Annotated in this window: 19 protein-coding genes; 7 read left to right on the top strand and 12 right to left on the bottom strand. The window is 66.6% G+C overall.

Features of this window, described 5'->3' with window-relative positions:
• Positions 1-29: 29 nt before the first annotated feature.
• Both CHC08_RS44155 and CHC08_RS44150 read right to left on the bottom strand, forming a co-directional pair.
• The gene (locus tag CHC08_RS44155; RefSeq protein ID WP_089213352.1) at positions 30-1,016 is read right to left on the bottom strand and encodes a sigma-70 family RNA polymerase sigma factor; all 987 of its coding nucleotides are present in this window, start codon (positions 1,014-1,016) and stop codon (positions 30-32) included.
• Positions 1,013-2,428 (bottom strand): DHA2 family efflux MFS transporter permease subunit, encoded by a 1,416-nt coding sequence (locus CHC08_RS44150; protein ID WP_089213366.1) that lies wholly within the window; start codon positions 2,426-2,428, stop codon positions 1,013-1,015. Before CHC08_RS44150 ends, CHC08_RS44155 begins: the two co-directional genes overlap by 4 nt.
• Before the next feature lie 147 nt (positions 2,429-2,575).
• Here CHC08_RS44150 and CHC08_RS44145 point away from each other — a divergent pair, with 147 nt between their 5' ends.
• A complete protein-coding gene (locus tag CHC08_RS44145) occupies positions 2,576-2,878 on the top strand; it encodes a hypothetical protein (protein ID WP_089213351.1) in 303 nt (100 codons plus the stop codon).
• Positions 2,879-3,045: 167 nt separating this feature from the next.
• Here the strand turns inward: CHC08_RS44145 and CHC08_RS44140 are convergent, their stop codons facing one another.
• From CHC08_RS44140 to CHC08_RS44120, 5 genes are all read right to left on the bottom strand, one after another.
• Positions 3,046-3,258, bottom strand: coding sequence for a helix-hairpin-helix domain-containing protein (locus tag CHC08_RS44140; RefSeq protein WP_089213350.1), 213 nt, complete (start codon positions 3,256-3,258; stop codon positions 3,046-3,048).
• A 79-nt stretch (positions 3,259-3,337) separates the two neighbouring features.
• On the bottom strand, positions 3,338-3,667 hold the full coding sequence (locus CHC08_RS44135; protein ID WP_089213349.1) for a hypothetical protein: 330 nt from the start codon (positions 3,665-3,667) through the stop codon (positions 3,338-3,340).
• A 444-nt stretch (positions 3,668-4,111) separates the two neighbouring features.
• On the bottom strand, positions 4,112-4,858 hold the full coding sequence (locus CHC08_RS44130; RefSeq protein WP_089213348.1) for an IclR family transcriptional regulator: 747 nt from the start codon (positions 4,856-4,858) through the stop codon (positions 4,112-4,114).
• 263 nt (positions 4,859-5,121) lie between these two features.
• Positions 5,122-5,973 (bottom strand): alpha/beta fold hydrolase, encoded by an 852-nt coding sequence (locus CHC08_RS44125; protein WP_089213347.1) that lies wholly within the window; start codon positions 5,971-5,973, stop codon positions 5,122-5,124.
• Positions 5,974-6,119: 146 nt separating this feature from the next.
• Entirely contained in the window at positions 6,120-6,941 is an 822-nt protein-coding gene (locus CHC08_RS44120; RefSeq protein WP_089213346.1) for an alpha/beta hydrolase, read from the bottom strand.
• 788 nt (positions 6,942-7,729) lie between these two features.
• Between CHC08_RS44120 and CHC08_RS44115 the strand changes: the two genes are divergently transcribed.
• The gene (locus CHC08_RS44115; protein ID WP_089213345.1) at positions 7,730-8,659 is read left to right on the top strand and encodes an SDR family NAD(P)-dependent oxidoreductase; all 930 of its coding nucleotides are present in this window, start codon (positions 7,730-7,732) and stop codon (positions 8,657-8,659) included.
• A gap of 128 nt (positions 8,660-8,787) precedes the next feature.
• On the opposite strand, the gene CHC08_RS44110 is transcribed toward CHC08_RS44115, so the two are convergent.
• A complete protein-coding gene (locus CHC08_RS44110) occupies positions 8,788-11,577 on the bottom strand; it encodes an ATP-binding protein (protein WP_089213344.1) in 2,790 nt (929 codons plus the stop codon).
• Positions 11,578-12,009: 432 nt separating this feature from the next.
• Here CHC08_RS44110 and CHC08_RS50325 point away from each other — a divergent pair, with 432 nt between their 5' ends.
• Positions 12,010-12,171 carry a hypothetical protein gene (locus tag CHC08_RS50325; protein ID WP_179282576.1) on the top strand — a complete coding sequence of 54 codons (162 nt, stop codon included), beginning with the start codon at positions 12,010-12,012 and terminating at the stop codon, positions 12,169-12,171.
• Positions 12,172-12,346: 175 nt separating this feature from the next.
• Positions 12,347-12,862, top strand: a complete 516-nt coding sequence (locus CHC08_RS44105) for an HAD domain-containing protein (RefSeq protein ID WP_089213343.1) — start codon at positions 12,347-12,349, stop codon at positions 12,860-12,862.
• Between the two features lie 255 nt (positions 12,863-13,117).
• Here the strand turns inward: CHC08_RS44105 and CHC08_RS44100 are convergent, their stop codons facing one another.
• Positions 13,118-13,414: a hypothetical protein gene (locus CHC08_RS44100; RefSeq protein ID WP_089213342.1), complete on the bottom strand. Its 297-nt coding sequence runs from the start codon at positions 13,412-13,414 to the stop codon at positions 13,118-13,120.
• A gap of 537 nt (positions 13,415-13,951) precedes the next feature.
• On the opposite strand from CHC08_RS44100, the gene CHC08_RS44095 reads away from it, so the two are divergent.
• Positions 13,952-14,359, top strand: a complete 408-nt coding sequence (locus CHC08_RS44095; RefSeq protein WP_089213341.1) for a hypothetical protein — start codon at positions 13,952-13,954, stop codon at positions 14,357-14,359.
• Positions 14,360-14,499: 140 nt separating this feature from the next.
• Here CHC08_RS44095 and CHC08_RS44090 read toward each other — a convergent pair whose 3' ends face one another.
• The 3 genes from CHC08_RS44090 to CHC08_RS44080 form a co-directional block, all read right to left on the bottom strand.
• Entirely contained in the window at positions 14,500-14,727 is a 228-nt protein-coding gene (locus CHC08_RS44090; RefSeq protein ID WP_089213340.1) for a DUF397 domain-containing protein, read from the bottom strand.
• A 200-nt stretch (positions 14,728-14,927) separates the two neighbouring features.
• Positions 14,928-15,134, bottom strand: coding sequence for a DUF397 domain-containing protein (locus CHC08_RS44085; protein WP_089213339.1), 207 nt, complete (start codon positions 15,132-15,134; stop codon positions 14,928-14,930).
• Positions 15,127-15,984 carry a helix-turn-helix domain-containing protein gene (locus tag CHC08_RS44080; protein WP_089213338.1) on the bottom strand — a complete coding sequence of 286 codons (858 nt, stop codon included), beginning with the start codon at positions 15,982-15,984 and terminating at the stop codon, positions 15,127-15,129. Before CHC08_RS44080 ends, CHC08_RS44085 begins: the two co-directional genes overlap by 8 nt.
• Before the next feature lie 228 nt (positions 15,985-16,212).
• Here CHC08_RS44080 and CHC08_RS51025 point away from each other — a divergent pair, with 228 nt between their 5' ends.
• Entirely contained in the window at positions 16,213-16,527 is a 315-nt protein-coding gene (locus CHC08_RS51025; RefSeq protein WP_245878942.1) for a hypothetical protein, read from the top strand.
• Positions 16,524-17,018 carry an ATP-binding protein gene (locus CHC08_RS44070; RefSeq protein ID WP_179282574.1) on the top strand — a complete coding sequence of 165 codons (495 nt, stop codon included), beginning with the start codon at positions 16,524-16,526 and terminating at the stop codon, positions 17,016-17,018. The genes CHC08_RS51025 and CHC08_RS44070 overlap by 4 nt, the downstream gene beginning before the upstream one ends.
• Positions 17,019-17,116 lie beyond the last annotated feature (98 nt).

The following is a 17,116-nucleotide window of genomic DNA, read 5'->3' as shown; positions in this document are numbered from 1 at the left end:
GCAGCGGTCCGCCGCCGCTGTGGTGGTGGTCAGTTGGGTGGGGCATCTGGCCCCAAGGCGCCTTCATCCCTGTGGAGACGGTCGGTCGGGAGGCCGAAGGAGCCGAACAGGTCCGCCCGGTGGAAGGCGAGCACCGAGGACACGCCTGCGCCGGTCAAGGTCAGCACCTCGATCGAGTGCGCGTGGAAGACGCCGTCGCGACCGCGGACGTACTTCGCGAACGCCGGCTGCCCGTTCGCGGACGTCTCCACCACGATCCGCAGACCATCCCCTGGCATCACCTTCGCCCTGAGCAGGCGCAGCACGTCGTCGCGACCGTCGAACCAGGTCGGGATCGGCGGCATCTCCCACCGGGTGTCCTGAGTCAGCAGACCTTCCAGAGCGACCAGATCCGCCTTCTCGAAGGCCTTTGCGTACCGGTCGAGCAGAGCACGCCGTACGGGCTCGTCAGGTTCGCTGAACTGGTCCTCGGCGGGTGCGAGCCTGACCAGTTCGGCACGGGCCCTCTGGAGCGAGCTGTTGACCGCCGCGGTGGTCGTGTCGAGCAGACCGGCTACCTCCGACGCCTGCCAGGCAAGCACATCCCGCAGAATCAGTACGGCGCGCTGCCGCGGCGGCAGATGCTGCAGGGCGGCGACCATCGCCAGTCTGAGACTCTGCCGGGTCCCCACGACCAGAGCTGGGTCGGCGTTCAGCAGCAGATCGGGGAACGGCTCCAGCCAGCTGGTCTCCAGGGCTCGCTCCTCCAGGTCATCCGGGTCGACGCCGGGAGCGCCCAATGCCGACGGCACCATCCGGCGACTGCTGTGCCGCAGGGCGTTCAGACAGACCCGGGTCGCGATCCGGTAGAGCCAGGTCCTGACCGACGAGCGCTGCTCGAACTCCGCGAACCCCCGCCACGCCCGCAGATACGTCTCCTGTACGGCGTCCTCCGCGTCGTGCAGCGACCCGAACATCCGGTAGCAGTGCGCGACCAGCTCACCCCGGTAGCGCGCGAACTCGTCCTCCAGGTTCACCTCAGCTCCTCGACCAGCTCCTGCCGGGCGACAGGACGTGTTGCACTACGCCGCATGGCGATCCCGAGTCCTGCGAGTGCTCCGAGCAACGACAGTACGCCGCAGACGGCCAGGGCTCGGGTGAATCCGGTGGTGAAGGACTCGTAGCCCCCGGCGGCGGCGAACACCGCGGCCAGTACGGCGACTCCGACGACCCCGCCGAGCTGTCGCATCATGCTGTAGATGCCGGAGGCGATCCCGACGGATTCACGGGGCAGCGCTCCGATGGCGGCGCTCTGCGTCGCCGGCATCGCCATCGAGACGCCGCAGCCGGCCACGATGAGCGGCAGCACCAGTTCGGAGTAGTGGACCGTGCCGCTGCCGACCTGACCGATCCAGAACATGCCGGCCGCCTGCAAGGCCAGCCCGGTCACCACCAGCGGACGTTCGCCGATCCGATCCACCAGACGGCCGGCGACGGGCGCCACCAGGAACAGCGTGGCCGTCCAGGGCAGGAGTTGCAGCCCGGCCTTCAAAGGACCGGAGCCGAAGGCGGCCTGCATGAACTGGGCAAGGAAGAACACGGCACCGTAGAGCGCCGCGGTCAGGAAGAAGCCGGCCGCGTTGCCGGCCGAGAACGCCCTCGACCGGAAGAACGTCAGCGGCACCATCGGCTGCGGCGCGCGCCTCTCCCAGGCCAGAAATACCAGCGACAGGAGACCTCCGAGCACGAACGAACCGATCACCTCCGAGCTGTTCCAGCCCGCCGCGGGCCCGCGGACGACGCCCCAGACGATGCCGAGGACGGCGAGGGTGATCAGTGCCGCGCCGCCCGGATCGAGCCGGCGAGCCGCTCCTCTGCTCTCGGGGATCCACCGGAGGACGAGGGGAATCGCCAGGGCGCCGACCGGCACGTTGATCCAGAAGATCCATTGCCAGGCGAGCCCCTGGGTCACGGCACCGCCGATCATCGGACCGCCCAGCACCGCCAGACCGGTCAGGCCGCTGAAGACGCCGATCGCCCAGCCGCGGCGTTCAGGCGGGAAGGCGGCACCGAGCAGGCCCATCGCCATCGGCATCACGGCCGCCGCGCCGACTCCCTGGACGGCCCGGGCGGCTATCAGCAACGGCACCGAGCTCGCCAGCGCACAGGCGATCGACGCGACGGAGAAGAGAACCAGGCCGGCCGCGAACATCCGGCGCCGGCCCCACCGGTCGCCGATCGCCGCCGCGGTCACCAGCAGCATCGCGAAGCTGAGACTGTAGGCGTTCACCGTCCATTCCAGCTGTTCGATCGAGGCGCCGAGATCCTGCCTGATGGTGGTCAGCGCCGCCGCTACCACCAGGGTGTCGAGCGCCACCATCACCGAGCCGATCGAGGTCAGGCCCAGCACCCGGCGTTGTTCGACGGTCGTCCGTTCCCTGCTGCTCACGAGGGTCCTCCAGAAGTTCGCTGTCACCGGTACTGACAGCGGCGGAGGACCGAACTCATCGCGACTCGCCACGACTCACCGCGGCGATGAGTTCGGGGTGTCGGCGCGGTCAGAAGAAGTGACAGCCAACGACCGAGGAGAATCGTGATGACCGCAGCAGTGATCCGCTACCAGACCAGGCCCGAGGCCGCCGACAAGAACCAGCACCTGATCGAGAACGTCTTCGCGGAGCTGGCGAGCACGGCGCCACCCGGCCTGCGCTACAGCTCGTTCCGGCTGGCCGACGGCGTCACCTTCGTCCACGTGGTCGACGGTGAGGGCCTGTCCGGGCTGGCCGCCTTCCAGGAGTTCCAACGTGAGCTCGGCGACAGGCTGGCCGTCGGTCCCGCCCGCGACGACGCCACCCTGATCGGCTCGTACTCCGCCGGGGTGGTGCCCGCGAACGGCTAGCGCGAAGGCCCGGCGGCGAGTCGGCCGACCCCACGGAGCGCCCGACTCGCTCAGCCGCTTCCCGGTCACCGCGACCGATCGGTGCGTTCGAAGCGGCCGAGGCAGACACGCCGTCCCCGTTTTCGACCCCATCCCCTGGGCGACGACGGCCTTGCCCTTCGCAGGGCTCAGGTTTCCTGGTCGGCCAAGGTGAGGTCGCGTTCGGCGAGCGCGGCGCGTAGTTGGCGGATGGCTTTGGGGCCCATGCCGTGTAGTCGCAGGAGCTGCTGCTCGGTCATTGAGGCGACCTGGGTAAGTGTCGTGTAGCCGGCGCCGGCCAGGGCTCGGCGTGCCGGTGCCCCAAGGCTGCTCGGGATGTCGTCATCGCCGTGGCTCGACATGGTGCCTCCTTGATCGTCTACCGGGTCGAATACACCCTGGCCATCGCTTCCAACGACAGCTTCGGCGGCTGGACATGGATCAGGGCATCGGCAGGTCTATCCGGCGTCCGAGCCCGAACTCTGCCGCCTCATCGTCGGTGATCATGGCGAAGGCGCCGGTGGGAATTCCATCAAGAGCCGCCACGCGGGACGCGGCAGCCAAAAGGGCACTTTCGTCGGCCCCGGCGACGAAGAAGACGTAAACGTCTCCGAACTGCTCGCCATCATCGAAGACCTCGACCTCACCCTGCTGCTCCAACTCGAACAAGAACTCCTCGATCTCGTCGATCCACGGGAACTGATACTCGGTTTCGGCGAGGCCCGGCGTTTCGTGCAGCGGGACATGGATCTCGACAACAGTGGTGGTCATGCTCTCATCGTGCCTAAAGATCAGCGAGATCGTCGAGGAGGCGGCGGGACGATCTTTGGAGGAGTCTGGGCCGGAGTGGTAGCGGGAACCTGCCCCTGGCACTACCGGTGTCGGCAGAGCACTGGTTACGAGTGAAGCCCGGCGGCGTCGCCGCGCACGCCCTCGACCCCGAGGCCGCAGCACGCCTGTGGGACGTCTCGCTCGACATGCTCATCGGCTGAACGCGGAGCCCCTTGCGAGCCGATGTCCACAGCCTCGGCCGGAGAGCTGATGACGGGGTCGGCCACCACGAGCACACAACGACCGCCTCGCACCGTCGCCGACCTCATCTGGCATCGTCGGTACTGGGGCGATGAAACCGATGCGAAGGCCGACGACACGGCCGGCGCCAGGGATCAGGTACGTCGTGAATCGCGGCCTTGAAATGGGCGCCGTTCAAATTCATCAGCGGAGGGCGTGGGAAATTCTTCGGGCAGCTGCTCGAACGGAAGGAGCAAGCGTCCGGGGGGATTGGCTGCCCGCTCGGAAGCAAATGGACACAGCTGCCACTACCGAGCCGTCCGCCCCGTAAATCGGCGCACCGACGCAGTGGACGTCCGGCCCCACCATTCTGTCGCTGGTGGAATAGCCCTCCCTGCGGACGCCGGCCAAAAGGGAGCGAAGTCGGGCGGGATCTGTAACGGTGTTCTCGGTATAGCGCCGCAGTGGATTGCTCAGATATTTCTCTCGTATGTCGCCAGGGGCATGGGCAAGCAATACCAATCCCGCTCCCGTGGCGAATGCGCCGAACCGGCCTCCTGCCCGGCTGTCGGCCTGCGGGGCGTTGGGCGTGCTCAGACGTTCCAGGAAGACGACGTCCAGGTGATCCCGCACAGAAAGGTGGATATGTTGTTCTTTCGTAACGTCGTACAGGTCCTGCAGGAACGGCAGGGCGGCATTCCGCAGGGCGGAGCCGCGGGGCGCGAGGGTGGCCACCTCCCACAGTCGCAGACCCACCCTGTAGCGCCGGTCGGGTCCACGTTCGAGAGCTCCCCATTCGACGAGTTCGGCAGCACGACGATGGACAGTGGGCATCGACAGCCCCGTCCGCCTCGACAATTCGGTGAGCGTTAGCGCAGGAGTTTCGTAGGAGAACGCTCCGAGCAACGCCAGGACCTTGTCGGTCACCGACATGCTGTGCTCATTGGACATGTTCCCTGCCTTCCTGCGCGATGGTTTCCGCGCCGCCCGATGGGCGCTTGCTCAGCCATCCGAAGATGATGTGACCCGATGGGCGAGAGGTCGCGTCGGCGGAGTAGCCGGGTTGATTACCTCGCTATACCTCCGGACACGATCAACCGGTCGGTATCGAATAAACACCGCCGGGCGGCCCCGCTGTTCCCCGCGGGACAACCGACGTGTCGGTTGGCGGGGCGTGTCGGGCCGCCCGGTGATGACATGGCCGGTGCTTGTTGTCAGCGGGTGGTTGCGGCGGCCTGTTCGATGAGGTTGGTGACGATCTCCGGGTTGGTCACCTGTGCGGCGTGGGGGGTGTCGGCCTTGACGGTGTGGGCGTGGGCTCGGGCGGCCATGAAGCTCTCGGTCGCCGGGGGAATCAGGTGGTCATCGTTGGAGACGAGATACCAGGAGGGGATGATCTTCCACGCGGGCTTGCCGGACTCCCCGTCGAGGGCCGCCGGGGCGGCGGGGCGCTGTGTGGCGGCGAGCTCGGCGGCGGCCTTGCTGCTGAGGCGGTTGCTCAGGAACAGGTCCCGGTATTTGTCGGCCTTGGTGTACAGATCGACTCCGGCGGTGCCGTTGGCCAGGGTGAAGGGGACGGGGGTGAGGGCGGTGGGCACCTGTGCGTTGGGATCGGTGGTGATGTGGGTGCCGGGGAACTTCGCGGTCAGCTTTGAGGCAGTCTCGCCCTCGTCCGGGGCGAAGGCCGAGATGTAGACCAGAGCCTTGACGTTGGTGTTGTCCGTGGCGGCGTTGGTGATGACGGATCCGCCGTAGGAGTGGCCGACCAGGACGATGGGGCCGTGGATGGTCTTGAGGTAGGAAGCCAGGTAGGCCGAGTCGTCGGAGAGGCTGCGCAGAGCCGTGGGAGGGGCGGCGACCGGATATCCCTTGGTCTGCAGGCGCTTGATCACGGCGCCCCAGCTGGCCGCGTCGGACCAGGCTCCGTGCACGAGGACGACGGTCGGTTTCGGGGCCGAGGCCGTCTGGTGGGTGGATGCGGCCGACGCGAGGGTGGTCACGCCGGTGGCGAGGGCTACCCCGGTCGCGCAGGCAATGGCAACGCGGAAAGTACGACGGTTGATCACGGATTTCTCCTTGTGTGGTGGGTTATCGCTTGTTGAGCGCAGACATGCCTGTCCGCGGGGGCGCACGGCGGTGGAGATGGATCAGTGGACCGCCCCGCGCCTGGAGGTGGCGTTGTGCCGGGCTGTGGATGGCGGGCCGTCTACGGTCACACCCGGGTGGAAATGTGCTTCTCGGCCCAGTTCAGTGCGTAGTCGGCGACTTCTTGCCAGCCGTCCTGGCCGATGATGAAGTGCGAGCGCCCGGGGAATTCCTGGTAGTCCGTGACGGCGGGGGACTTGCGGTAGAGGCGCCAGTTGGCCTTGTTCACCTTGGGCGGGACGATGTGGTCGGCCTGTCCCGCGATGAACAGGAGCGGGGCCCGGCGGCGGTTGCGGAAGTTGATTCGAGTGGCGGCTCGGGGGTTGAAGTTGGCGAACGCCCCCTGGAAGAGGACGCGGGCCGAGCCGGGGACGGCGTACCGCTCGTAGTGGGCGGCGGACTGGCTCTCGGTGAGGGTGTTGGTGATGGCGTAGTGGAACTGCTGCGGCGTCAGCGGGATCGCCTTGTTCTTGTTGGCGGGGTTTCCCAGGACCGGCCAGGCCGACTTGAGGGTCGACAGTGGCAGGGGGAGCACGCCCTTGACGGCTGCCGAGTCGATGGCGACGCCGACACTGCCCAGGCCGCGGTCGAGCAGGATCTGCACGACGGCGCCGCCGAACGAGTGGCCCATGATCATCGGTGGGCGATCCAGACCGCGGATGATGCTCTCGTAGCGGTCCACCACCTCGCGAAGGCCGACTCCCGCGATGCCCGTGGGGTCGCGCCGAAGCTCCTCCACCTCGCGGTCGAGACCCGGCCAGGCAGGGGTGACAACTCTGTACCCCCGAGCCTCGTAGTGGTGCTTCCACCCCTCCCAGCTGCGCGGATTCACCCAGAGGCCGTGGATGAGCACGATCGTGCCGGCCTCGTTGGCGTGGGGCTCACTCATGCGAACTCTCCAATGTACATAGAACGTTCTGTTCACTTAAATGGCCGGACCGATCGGCGGAGACAAGCGGCGCGTGGGAGACCCACGTCCCACCTGCCGGCCGGCAGAAAGGAATCTGGAGTCGAAGACCGCTGCTCACCGCACGCGAAGCCGGATCGTCGCTCCCTGCGATCCGCTCCCGATGCACGTCGAGCACGCATCCTGCGGCGCTTCTCCAGAGTGTCGCCAGACGCGCCCCGTCCGCATCCGTCGAATGGCCACCTGAAACCTGCGCCATCGCGCCGCGCTGGACAGTCATTTCAACAGCCCGCCGGTGTTTCGCCAGGTCAGACACACAACGCAGGCTTTGGAGACGACCGCAGGTCCTTGGCGGCCGGCTGGGAATGCCGGCGGGTGGTGCTCGATGACCATGTATGCAGGGCGCCGTACCCACCACGACCGTCAAAGATCAGTGGCTGCCGGCGCCCAGCGGCCGAGGTCGGAACCCAGGTGCCGAGCGACATTTACGCGGCCCTGCCGCGGGCGGCATGAACCGCAGTCTCTTGCGCAGTCATTTGACCTAGGCGGCCCGATCCCCGCAGCACCGACACTGGCCACGTGGTCAGGTGCGCGTTGTACCTGTCGAGTGGGACCTCACTTCCTGCGTCGAGCGGACAGCCGGGCAGGGGGCGGAGCGCCCCATCCACCGCATGACGAACGTTGGGCAAGGTCTCGTATGGAAAGCAACGTGGACGGGCAGAGGTCGGTAACGACCGCAGCGGAGAACGTGAGATGTCAGGCACCCGCTGGTGACGTTCCACAGCCCGATCGGCGCCGGCAGCCCGACGATCACCATGTCCACGGTCGCCTCGCCGCTCCCGTCGTCCGCTGAGGGGAGGAGCGCGATGTCGAAGATCGTTCTTATTACCGGGGCTTCCAGCGGTCTCGGGGCAGCGACCGCGCAGGCATTGGCCGGCGCCGGTCACACCGCCTACGCCGGAATCGGGCCCGACTCCGGCCGTTCACCCGGCGGCATCGCCGAACTGGACGGCTACGCCCGCACGCGGGGCACGCGGCTGCGTCCCCTCGCACTCGATGTCGCCGATCAGCGCTCGGTCTCCGCCGCGGTCAGGGATATCACGGCGGAAGCCGGCCGAATCGACGTGGTGATCCACACCATGGGACCTGTACCCCGGGGGCCCGTCGAGTCCTTCACTCCCTACCAGTTGGCGCAGATCTACGACGCACATGTGCTGTCCACCCAGCGGGTGAACCGTGCGGTGCTGCCGCAGATGCGCGAGCGCCAGGACGGCCTGCTGGTCTGGGTCGTACCCTCCGGCCACCGTGCCGATGCGGCTCCCTACCTCGCCCTGCACTCCGAAGCCGTCACGGTGATCGACCATCTCGCGGCGAGCTATGCGAAAGAGCTGACCGGCTTCGGGATAGAGACCTCGATCATCGTTTCCGGCTCGCTCATGCCTGACACCGGCCAGCACCTGCGCCTGGTCTATCCGGATGACACCGAGACCGCCGAAGCGTATGAGGGCCGGTATCCCGGCCTGGTCGACCGCGTGGACGTGACCCTGGCGGAGCAGGCCGGCACCGGCGCGGACGTCGCCCAGACGGCCAGGGCCATCGCGGCCGTGGTGGACGGACCGAAGGGCAGCCGTCCGCTGCGGGTCGCCGCCGGTTCCCCCAGTGACGGGCCGGGGATCGGCAGCGTGGGCAGCGGTGGTTAGCCAGACGGGAGTGCGCCCCGGATGGGGCTGACGCCGCTGCCCACAGGGCCGGTCCTGGAAGCTTGTTCCGCTTGGCCGGAAGCGGAACAAGCCCACTGGTCGATCGTGGGCGTGCTGGTGCGGTGGTGTCATTCGTCCAAGGTCGAAAGCGCGTCGCGGAGCGCGGCTCGGGAGGTGATTCCAAGCTTGGGAAAGATCTGGTAGAGGTGCGCGCCGACGGTCCGGTGCGAGAGATAGAGCCGCTCGGCGATCTGCTTGTTACTCAGGCCGGATGCGGCCAGATCCGCTACCTCCCGCTCCTGCGGCGTGAGCACCTGGCCACCCGCGGCGGCGGTTCTCGGCGCGATCCATCCGGTGGCACGCAGCTCCTTGGACGCGCGCTCCGTCCAGGGACGGGCGCTGAGCAGGGTGAAGGCGTCGTACGCCAGGCTCAGCGGCCCTCTGGAGTCTGCGTTCGCCCGTGCTCGTCGGAGCCTTTCACCGTAGGCGAGTCGCACCCGGGCCAGATCGAACGGCCACCGCTCGACGCCCGGCACGGCCAGCGCTGTGTCGAAGAGGCGTACCGCGTCCTCGTCTTCGGCGGCACACAGCGCCGCCGAGCCCCCGGCGAGAAGGGCGAGCCGTGGGGAGAGCGCCGCGATGCCGGTCTCCTGTATGGCGCGCACATGGGCGGCCGCCTCCGCTTGGCGGTTGGTGCGGACCGCGGCTTCGACGAGGTCCATCGCCACCCATAGGGCGTGCGGGACGTGGGAGGCGAAAGTGCCGGCGGGGCTGATCGCCGTCGCGTGCTGATAGGCGCTTTCGAAGTCGCCACGTCCGAGATCCGCGATGGTGCGTACGTGCCGGGCGTAGTGCAGCGCTGTCCCGACTCCCCGAGGCGTCGCCCAGCGGGTGATCTGGTCGGTGAGGAGGTCGACCGTGTCGTCGTCCCCGCGGGCAGCGGCGACGACGGCTCGGCAGTACCAGAAGTACCAGGTGAAGAACTGGTAGCCGGAGTCCTCGCACAGCTGGAGTCCTTCGTCGGCCAGCTCCACACACTCGTCCCACCTGCCGGTCAGGTAGTCGTCCAGGCACAGGTGCATCAGCGCGCCGAGGTGTCTGCGCGCCGGGCCGCCGTCCCGTCCCTGGAGGACGACTCTCCAGGAGGGCCCGCGAAGGTCTGCCAGCCGGTCGAGGTAGAGCGACGCGGTGCCGATTCGGACGATACGGCCGGGGTCGGTCTCTTCGGGAAGTTCGCTGAGGACAGCCTGCAGCTGTTCCAGAGCCGCGACTCCCGTACGTGCCGGGTCGGAGAAGGTCTTGCCGGCCACGGACAGCAGTGCGGGCGGCTCCGGTCGCAGGGAGGCGAGCGCGGTGTAGAAGGGGACCCACAGCTCTGCGCGGCCGCTGAAAAAACACAGGAGCAGCAGCAGGTGGACCGCGTCGATGAGGGCGTTGTCCTTGGCGTCGTACCGGTGTGTGCCGGACTCGATGGCGCCCACCAGCAGGCGGTGAGCGGCGTCGATGTCTCCGTCACCGTTGATGATCAGGTAGACGGCGGCGGCAGCGGAGCGCAGGGAGCCCGTCAGGTCCGGGTCTGCCCGGCGGGCGTTTTCGAGCAGCTCCGACGCGCCGCGCAGTTCCCCGGTCGCGTCGGCGCCGATGTAGGCGGCCTCCGCCAGCCGGCGGGCACGGTCCGAACCGCGGGGGCTCAGATCGGCGGCCCGTACCAATGCCGCCACCGCCCCGACGGCGTCTCCGCGCGCCGTGATGCGATGCGCGGCCTGTTCCAGCAGGGCGGCCACCTGCTCGTCCGGCTCGACGGACGCTTCTCCGAGATGCCAGGCTCGGCGCTCGGGCTGATGCACCAGTACGTGGGCCAGGGCACGGTGGGCCGCGCGGCGCTCGGCACTGGTGCAGGCATCCATGACCGCCGAGCGGATCAAGGGGTGGCGGAAGACGAGCCGCCGGGTGCCCTCGTCGAAGTTCATCAACTGGTCCTGCTCGGCAGGCGCGAGGTCATCGAGATCGACGTGGTAGCCGGCCTGTCGCGCCGATGCCTGCAGGACCCCGAGGTCACCGGTCCCGTCTATCGTCGCGAGCAGCAGCAGACGCCGCGCGGCAGTAGGGAGGCTGGAGACCCGGGAGACGAACAGCGCTTGGAGCCGCTGGCTGAGCGGCAGCACCGCGGGAAGGTTCTCCAGCGCCACGCGCTGCTGCCCGCTCAGCGCCGTCGGCAACTCGAGCAGAGCCAGCGGGTTCCCCTCGGCCGCGGCCAGCAGCCGCTGACGCACCCGCTCGGCAAGGTTCGGGAAGTGCGCGTCGAGCAGGGCCCTCGACGACTTCCCGTCCAGCGGCGGTACCTCGTATTCAGGTAGCCCGCCGCGGTTGAAGAAGGTCTCACTCCCCGAGCGCATGGCGCCGAGGAAGCCGACGCGGCTGCCGCCGAGCCTGCGCGCGACGAAGCCCAGCACGGCGGCGCTGGCCCGGTCCACCCAGGGCAGGTCGTCGATGATGAGAAGCAGCGGGTCTGCGGTGGCCACCTGGCGCAGAAGCATCAAGGTCGCGCTGGACACGACAAGCCGGTCCGGTGGTGGTCCGCTGCCGAAGCCCAGCGCGACACGCAGGGCTTCGCTGTGCGCGCTGTCGAGATCGCCGAACGCCTCGGAGAGGGGGAAAAGGAGCTGGTTCAGTCCGGAGTAGCTCACGTCGGCTTCGAACTCGACTCCGGCAGCACGCAGGACACGCGTTCCGGTTGAGGACGCGGCTTCCGCCGCGGCATTGAGCAGGACCGTCTTGCCCACTCCCGCCGGCCCCGACAGCAGGAGCGCCCCGCCGCGGTCGGTGGCGGCAAGGAAGTCGCATATGCGTCTGACTTGCTTGGCGCGCCCCACTAGGGCACCGGCGGCGCCGTATTCAAAAGGGTCGCTGTAGCCCACCGGGTCACGCTCCCATCAACCGTCTACGCCGAGCCGGGATTCCATCGAAACCCTGCATTCGTTGAAACCTGAATTACAAGGAGGCGGTCATGCTACCCCTCGGCCCTCACACAGCAGAAAATCTTTCACTGGATGAAAATCCACGCCCATGGGACGCCGGAGTAGAGCAGAGTTGACCCACGAGGGGCCAAGGTCATTCCGGGATCGCCCACTGTGAATGGGTTTAAGTTCCACCCCGCAGTCGGCCGCATTTTCATCTGTATCAGCCTTGTACATGGAGCTGACGATTCCCGATGAGACTGCATCCACAGCGGCGGTGATCCGCTGGGCGGGTATGGGACTCGCCTTCCTTCCCTTGAAGAGGAGAAGAACTTTTTGATCCGTCGATGCTTTCTAGCCGCAGAGGAGCTGCTGGAACGCTCCTCCCTCCACATGCAAGAACTTATCGAGGAGCGGGTAGTTGAGGATTTTGATTACCTGCTGATTAACATGCGTGAATTGTGTGGGCCAAGGATTCTGGCAATCCTCGAACGCAGGGCTTCCTTAATGGCCAAGGCTCTCAATCGGGCACTGCTGTCGGATGGTCAGGGCTGAGGTGGCGCGAGAGCTGATGAGAGCGTCGGCTGTCACGAGCGCAGGACGACGGCTTCACGCCATCTCGGCTCTCATCTGGCATTATCGGCAGCAGGGTGGCCGGCCCGTCTGACAAGTGGAAGGCCGATGGTTCGCCTCCAGCCTTGCCCCAACACTGGCACCGATAGGGGATCCGGTGAAGCCGCTCGTGCTCCTGGACGTGGACGGGGTGCTCAACCCGCAGAGACGCTCCTCCCTGCGGTTTCGGCGCTACGAAGTCGTCGTCGACGGCGAGGCGCACGGGATCCTGCTCGATCCCCGGTACGGAGCCAAGCTGGTGGCGCTGGCCCGCGAGACCGGTGCCGAGCTGGTCTGGGCCACCAGCTGGGAGCAGCACGCCAACGCCGAGATCAGCCCGCGCATCGGCCTGCCCCGTCTACCGGTGATCACCGTGACGGATGACCTGACGTCCCGGGTCGGCGAGCATTTCAAGACCCGGCCCGTCGCCGACTACGTACGGCACCGCCCGTTCGTCTGGTTCGACGACGACCTCACCCCCGCCGACCAGGACTACCTGCACGCCCACCCCGGCGTCGGCGCCTTCCTCCTGATCGACGTCGACCCGCAGACGGGCCTCACCGACCACCACCTCGCCCAGGCCCGCGACTGGCTCACCACGACTGGTTCGAATCAAGGCGATGTCCAGGCGTGATCCCTCTCATCGATCGGTCATTCCTTCCCTGCAAATCGGTGGAACCTCAAGCAGTGTGTGCCTTTTACGTTTCATGGTGGCAAGGATCCCGCCCAGCGCCTCAACACGGTCCAGGTTGCATCGTCATCACCGACCAAACGCACCCGCGCCGCGTGACCTGGCGTGTCCGGCCCGGTATGGCTACGCCTGCCCGGCAAGGAGATGACCAGAACGCCCCATCTCTAGGTGATGGCTGACGCTAACGGGAAGCTGTGGTCAGCGGTTGAACCAGGCCCGTGCGGCCGGCCGCGTTAGCCAAAAGATCGCTGTGCCCCCCAGGATCAGGCCGGGCAGTGCGCCGAGCCAGGAGCCAAACAGGAAGAGAAGCTCGGCGAGGGACACGAAGCCTTCGGTCGCAAACGCAGTGATCCGTACCCACTTCTTTCGGGCGGAGCATTTTGCGGCGAGCACGACCAGCAGCACAAGAGGCGCAAGGATAAAGATGCTCGACGGCGGCAGGAGCGAGAACCACCGGGAGTCGGCTTGGGCGCTGATGAGGCTGATGTAGAGCACAAGTCCCAGTAGCCCTACCGCCGCTTGAATCCTCATGAGCAGCCGAGCAGTCTTTACTTCCTGCGGTATCAGCTCGGTCCTGTATGGCCCTGACACGGGAGCCTCTCGGGGGCAGGAAGATCAACGCTGACATAGCTTAGGCGATCAATCGGCCGTACGTCCTTGCGGCTGGGTTACGAACTGCGCGACGAAAACCACAGCCAACCGTGGATGCCGATGGCCGGCAGCGAACGGTTCCAGGAAGGTCACCGCGTCTTTTGGCAGGTGGAGCGGGCAGGTGGCTTCACTCGTAATGAATGGGGCCCAGGGTTCGATTCCCCAAGCCGGCTCCCAGATCAGAGGCCCTCCTGGATCATTCGGGGGACTCGGTCGTATCCGTACGGCAACGTGCTATCGGCGCAGTGAAACTCCGGTACAGCTTCCTTCCGTTGATCGAAGAAAGTTCCATTTTTCGCGGGTATGCCTCAATGGGGATATGATCTAGGTCCTACGTTTAGGTGGGATTGCCGCCGATCTTCTACCCCTCAAGGGGCTCTCGTGGTTGAGACAGGCAAGACCCAGCAGATGCCGCGCGCGATGAAGATTGCCGAGTTCATCGTGTCGCTCCAGGCAGTGCAAGCGCTGGCAGGTGGTGCGCTGCTTGCCTTCGTCCTCGTGAACTCGGCTGGCGACGCCAATTTCGGGCTTGTGCTGTTATTTGTGGGCTTCTGCATCGTTATCGCAGTCCTGGCCGGTTGGTTGTTAAGTAGGTGGATCTATCGTGAAAGGCGATACCGAATCGCAGCCCTCGCGCTCGAACCCCTCTTGGCGCTCGGTTTCGTCTTCGTGCTTTCCCTGGATTCCGATCTCGGCATGAGCAGTTTACTGAATCTCAACGTGATCCTGCCGATCATCGTGGTCGGTCTACTGCTTCTCCCCTCTGGGAGGGCTTGGTTTAACCGCTGATTCAGTTTTGGATTCGGCTAATGCTCAAGGTTCCTCTCGGATTTGACAGGCCCCGCGGCCCGAATGCCTCATGTTCCAGGGTGACGCCGTCAACAGAGAGTGGGCAGGGCGGAATCACTTCCTGCCTGCCTGTAAGGCGTTCAGCTCAAGGTGTCGAACTCGCCGTGTTTAATGCCCCCGACGAAGGCTGTCCATTGGCCGGGGGTGAAGAGCAGTTCGGGGCCATTGGGGTTTTTGGAGTCTCGTACGGCGAATCGGTGGCCGCTGAGCAGGACACTGGCGCTGGAGACGGTGGCGACCTCGACGCAGTCGGCGCCTCCGTTGCCGCTGAGGCTGCTCTTGCGCCAGGTGATGCGGGACGAGTCCATCGTGGATCCTTCAGCATTTTCTTCGTGGGAACGGACGGGTTCTCAGGAGAACTGCTTGGCCGCTCGGGCGATGAACGCCTTTGATTCCTCGATGCTCGGCGGCGCATACGAGTATTCCAGCACGTTCGCCGCCTGGGAAACGCCATCATGGAGTACTCGGCGGGCAGGGCGGCGGTGCTTCCCACTCGGCTGTGAGGTGGTCAGCTCAGGGTGTCGAACTCGCCGCGCTTGATGCCGGTGGTGAAAGTTTCCCAGTCGCCAGGAGAGAAGGTCAGCGCTGGGCCGTTAGGGTCTTTGCTGTCCCGGATGGCCACGATGTCGGGGAGGTTGTCGGCCACCTCGACGCAGTTGTTGCCGCTGCCGCTCCTGCTGCTCTTGCGCCAGTCAGCGTTCGACAGATCAGTCATGGGCTAGCCGTTCCTTGGTGTCGGCGATCAGCCCCATGGAGTTCTCCGGGGGCAGAGCCGCATCGCAGATGCGCGCAAATGCCATTTTATAGCGATCTACATGATCTGAGCTCTCGATATATACGTCACCGGCGGTGCCTTCCACGTAGGCGACGTCGGGATCCACCTCTTCTGCGAAGGACAGGACGGTGAACGCTCCCTCCAGTCCAGCATGTGCTCCGATGCTGTAGGGGAGGATGCGGATCGTCACGTTGGGACGTCGTGCCGCGATCAGCAGTGCTTCCAGCTGGTTACGCATCAGCTCGGGACCGCCTATTGGACGACGGATGGCCCCTTCGTCCAGTACCGCACAAAGGTTCGGCGCATCGGGTCGGCTGAGCAGTGTGCGCCGGGCCATGCGGGCCATGACCCGCCGGTGGACGTCGTCGGCGTCATGTGGTTGCGGCCTTCCGGCGCTGATCACCATGCGAGCGTAGTCCTCGGTCTGCAACAGGCCTGGGACGAGTTGTACCTCCCATTGGTGGATCAGGGTCGCTTCGTCTTCCAGGCCGATGTAGGAGCCGGTGAACACGTCAGCGTAGGCAGTCCACCAGCCCCTTTGGCGGACCTCCTTGGCGAGCTGGATCAACCCGGCGCGGACCGATGAGCCGGCACCGTACAGATCGCAGGCGTCGGCGACGTCTGCGGCACTCGCGCGAGTACGGCCTGTTTCAATCCGGCTCACCTTGCTACGACTCCACCCGAGTCGAGCCGCGGCGTCCTCCGGGCCCAGCCCGCTTTCCTCCCGCATTTTCCGCAGCTCGCGAGCCAGGCGCCGGAGCCGAACGGTGGGGCTGTAGGTCGGTGACATGCGCCCAGTGTGACGGAGTGATCACCTGCTCGTTGTGTATACGCAGATTAACTTGAATCTGCACAGTGCATTGACAGGCTGCACCGATCGAGAACATCATGACGACGCAATCACTTTCTGCTCCGACTGCTCACTCAACGTGAGCGAGCGGCGGAGTGAGGCAAAGGTGACGTCCTCTCTGCGCGGCATGGATGCGGGCGCGCCTATCGACAGTCGCCATCACGTGGAATGACCCAACAGCAGGAGGTCGGCGCCATGGTCGCACAGGATTTGCAAGAGGGGTTCGTTCATCTGGTGCGGTTGGGGTGGGACTTGCACGGGCTTGGGGTGGGGACCTCGCTGGTGTTGCCGGTAGGCGGGCGGCCGGTGTTGGAGGTGTTGGGGGCGGGGGAGACCCGTGTACGGATCGCGGTTGTCCGGCGTGAGTGTGGGTGGGCGTTCATCTGGCGGCCCTGGTGGGCGCGGTGGTGGCGGCCGGGGGAATGGGTGTGGGCCGAGGCGGACAACGCGGCCGATGTCATCGCCTCGGCGGCGATCGTATGAGCGCGCACGGGCAGGTCCTGTGCCGCTATGAGCGTCGGCGGGCGGTCTCGGGGTGGTGGGCGGTGCTGCATCCGCTGGGCCATGCGGAGTTCGCGGGAACCCCGTGTTCGGTGGCGACGGTCCGCGCGTGGGCGCGGGGTCTGCTGGCGGGAAGGATCGTCGAGGCGGTTCTTGGGGATGTGGTGCTGCTCCTCAGCGAGGTCGTCACCAACGCCGTCGTGCACTCCGACTCCGGGCACCGAGCCGGCGGGTCGGTGACGGTATGCCTGGGTCTGGGCGGCGGGATGGTCCATGTCGAGGTGATCGACGACGGGTCGGCCGGGAGCGTTCCCTTCGTCCGCGCCGCCGAGGCCGACAGTGACGGAGGGCGCGGCCTGTTGCTGGTGGAGGTGATGGCGGCCGGTTGGGGCACCCATCGAGATGACGAGGCAGGAAATGCCGTCTGGTTCCACCTGTTCGACGGCAGCGCCGGAGACAAACGGCCATCGTGATCGCGGAAGCCGGAAGCCGGAAGCCGGAAGCCGGAAGCCGGAAGCCGGAAGCCGGAAGCCGGAAGCCGGAAGCCGGAAGCCGGAAGCCGGAAGCCGGA

Source organism: Streptosporangium subroseum, from assembly GCF_900188345.1.
Taxonomy (GTDB): domain Bacteria; phylum Actinomycetota; class Actinomycetes; order Streptosporangiales; family Streptosporangiaceae; genus Streptosporangium; species Streptosporangium subroseum.
The sequence above is the reverse complement of the archived record's forward strand: the minus strand, read 5'-3'. Positions and strand labels throughout refer to the sequence as shown.

What these genes read in the sequence shown, in the direction of transcription:
- CHC08_RS44145 (WP_089213351.1), top strand. Translation starts at nt 2,576, where the DNA reads ATGACCGCAGCAGTGATCCGCTACCAGACCAGGCCCGAGGCCGCCGAC.
- CHC08_RS44140 (WP_089213350.1), bottom strand. Translation starts at nt 3,258, where the DNA reads ATGTCGAGCCACGGCGATGACGACATCCCGAGCAGCCTTGGGGCACCG.
- CHC08_RS44135 (WP_089213349.1), bottom strand. Translation starts at nt 3,667, where the DNA reads ATGACCACCACTGTTGTCGAGATCCATGTCCCGCTGCACGAAACGCCG.
- CHC08_RS44130 (WP_089213348.1), bottom strand. Translation starts at nt 4,858, where the DNA reads ATGTCCAATGAGCACAGCATGTCGGTGACCGACAAGGTCCTGGCGTTG.
- CHC08_RS44120 (WP_089213346.1), bottom strand. Translation starts at nt 6,941, where the DNA reads ATGAGTGAGCCCCACGCCAACGAGGCCGGCACGATCGTGCTCATCCAC.
- CHC08_RS50325 (WP_179282576.1), top strand. Translation starts at nt 12,010, where the DNA reads ATGCAAGAACTTATCGAGGAGCGGGTAGTTGAGGATTTTGATTACCTG.
- CHC08_RS44090 (WP_089213340.1), bottom strand. Translation starts at nt 14,727, where the DNA reads ATGGACTCGTCCCGCATCACCTGGCGCAAGAGCAGCCTCAGCGGCAAC.
- CHC08_RS44085 (WP_089213339.1), bottom strand. Translation starts at nt 15,134, where the DNA reads ATGACTGATCTGTCGAACGCTGACTGGCGCAAGAGCAGCAGGAGCGGC.
- CHC08_RS44080 (WP_089213338.1), bottom strand. Translation starts at nt 15,984, where the DNA reads ATGTCACCGACCTACAGCCCCACCGTTCGGCTCCGGCGCCTGGCTCGC.
- CHC08_RS51025 (WP_245878942.1), top strand. Translation starts at nt 16,213, where the DNA reads ATGACCCAACAGCAGGAGGTCGGCGCCATGGTCGCACAGGATTTGCAA.
- CHC08_RS44070 (WP_179282574.1), top strand. Translation starts at nt 16,524, where the DNA reads ATGAGCGCGCACGGGCAGGTCCTGTGCCGCTATGAGCGTCGGCGGGCG.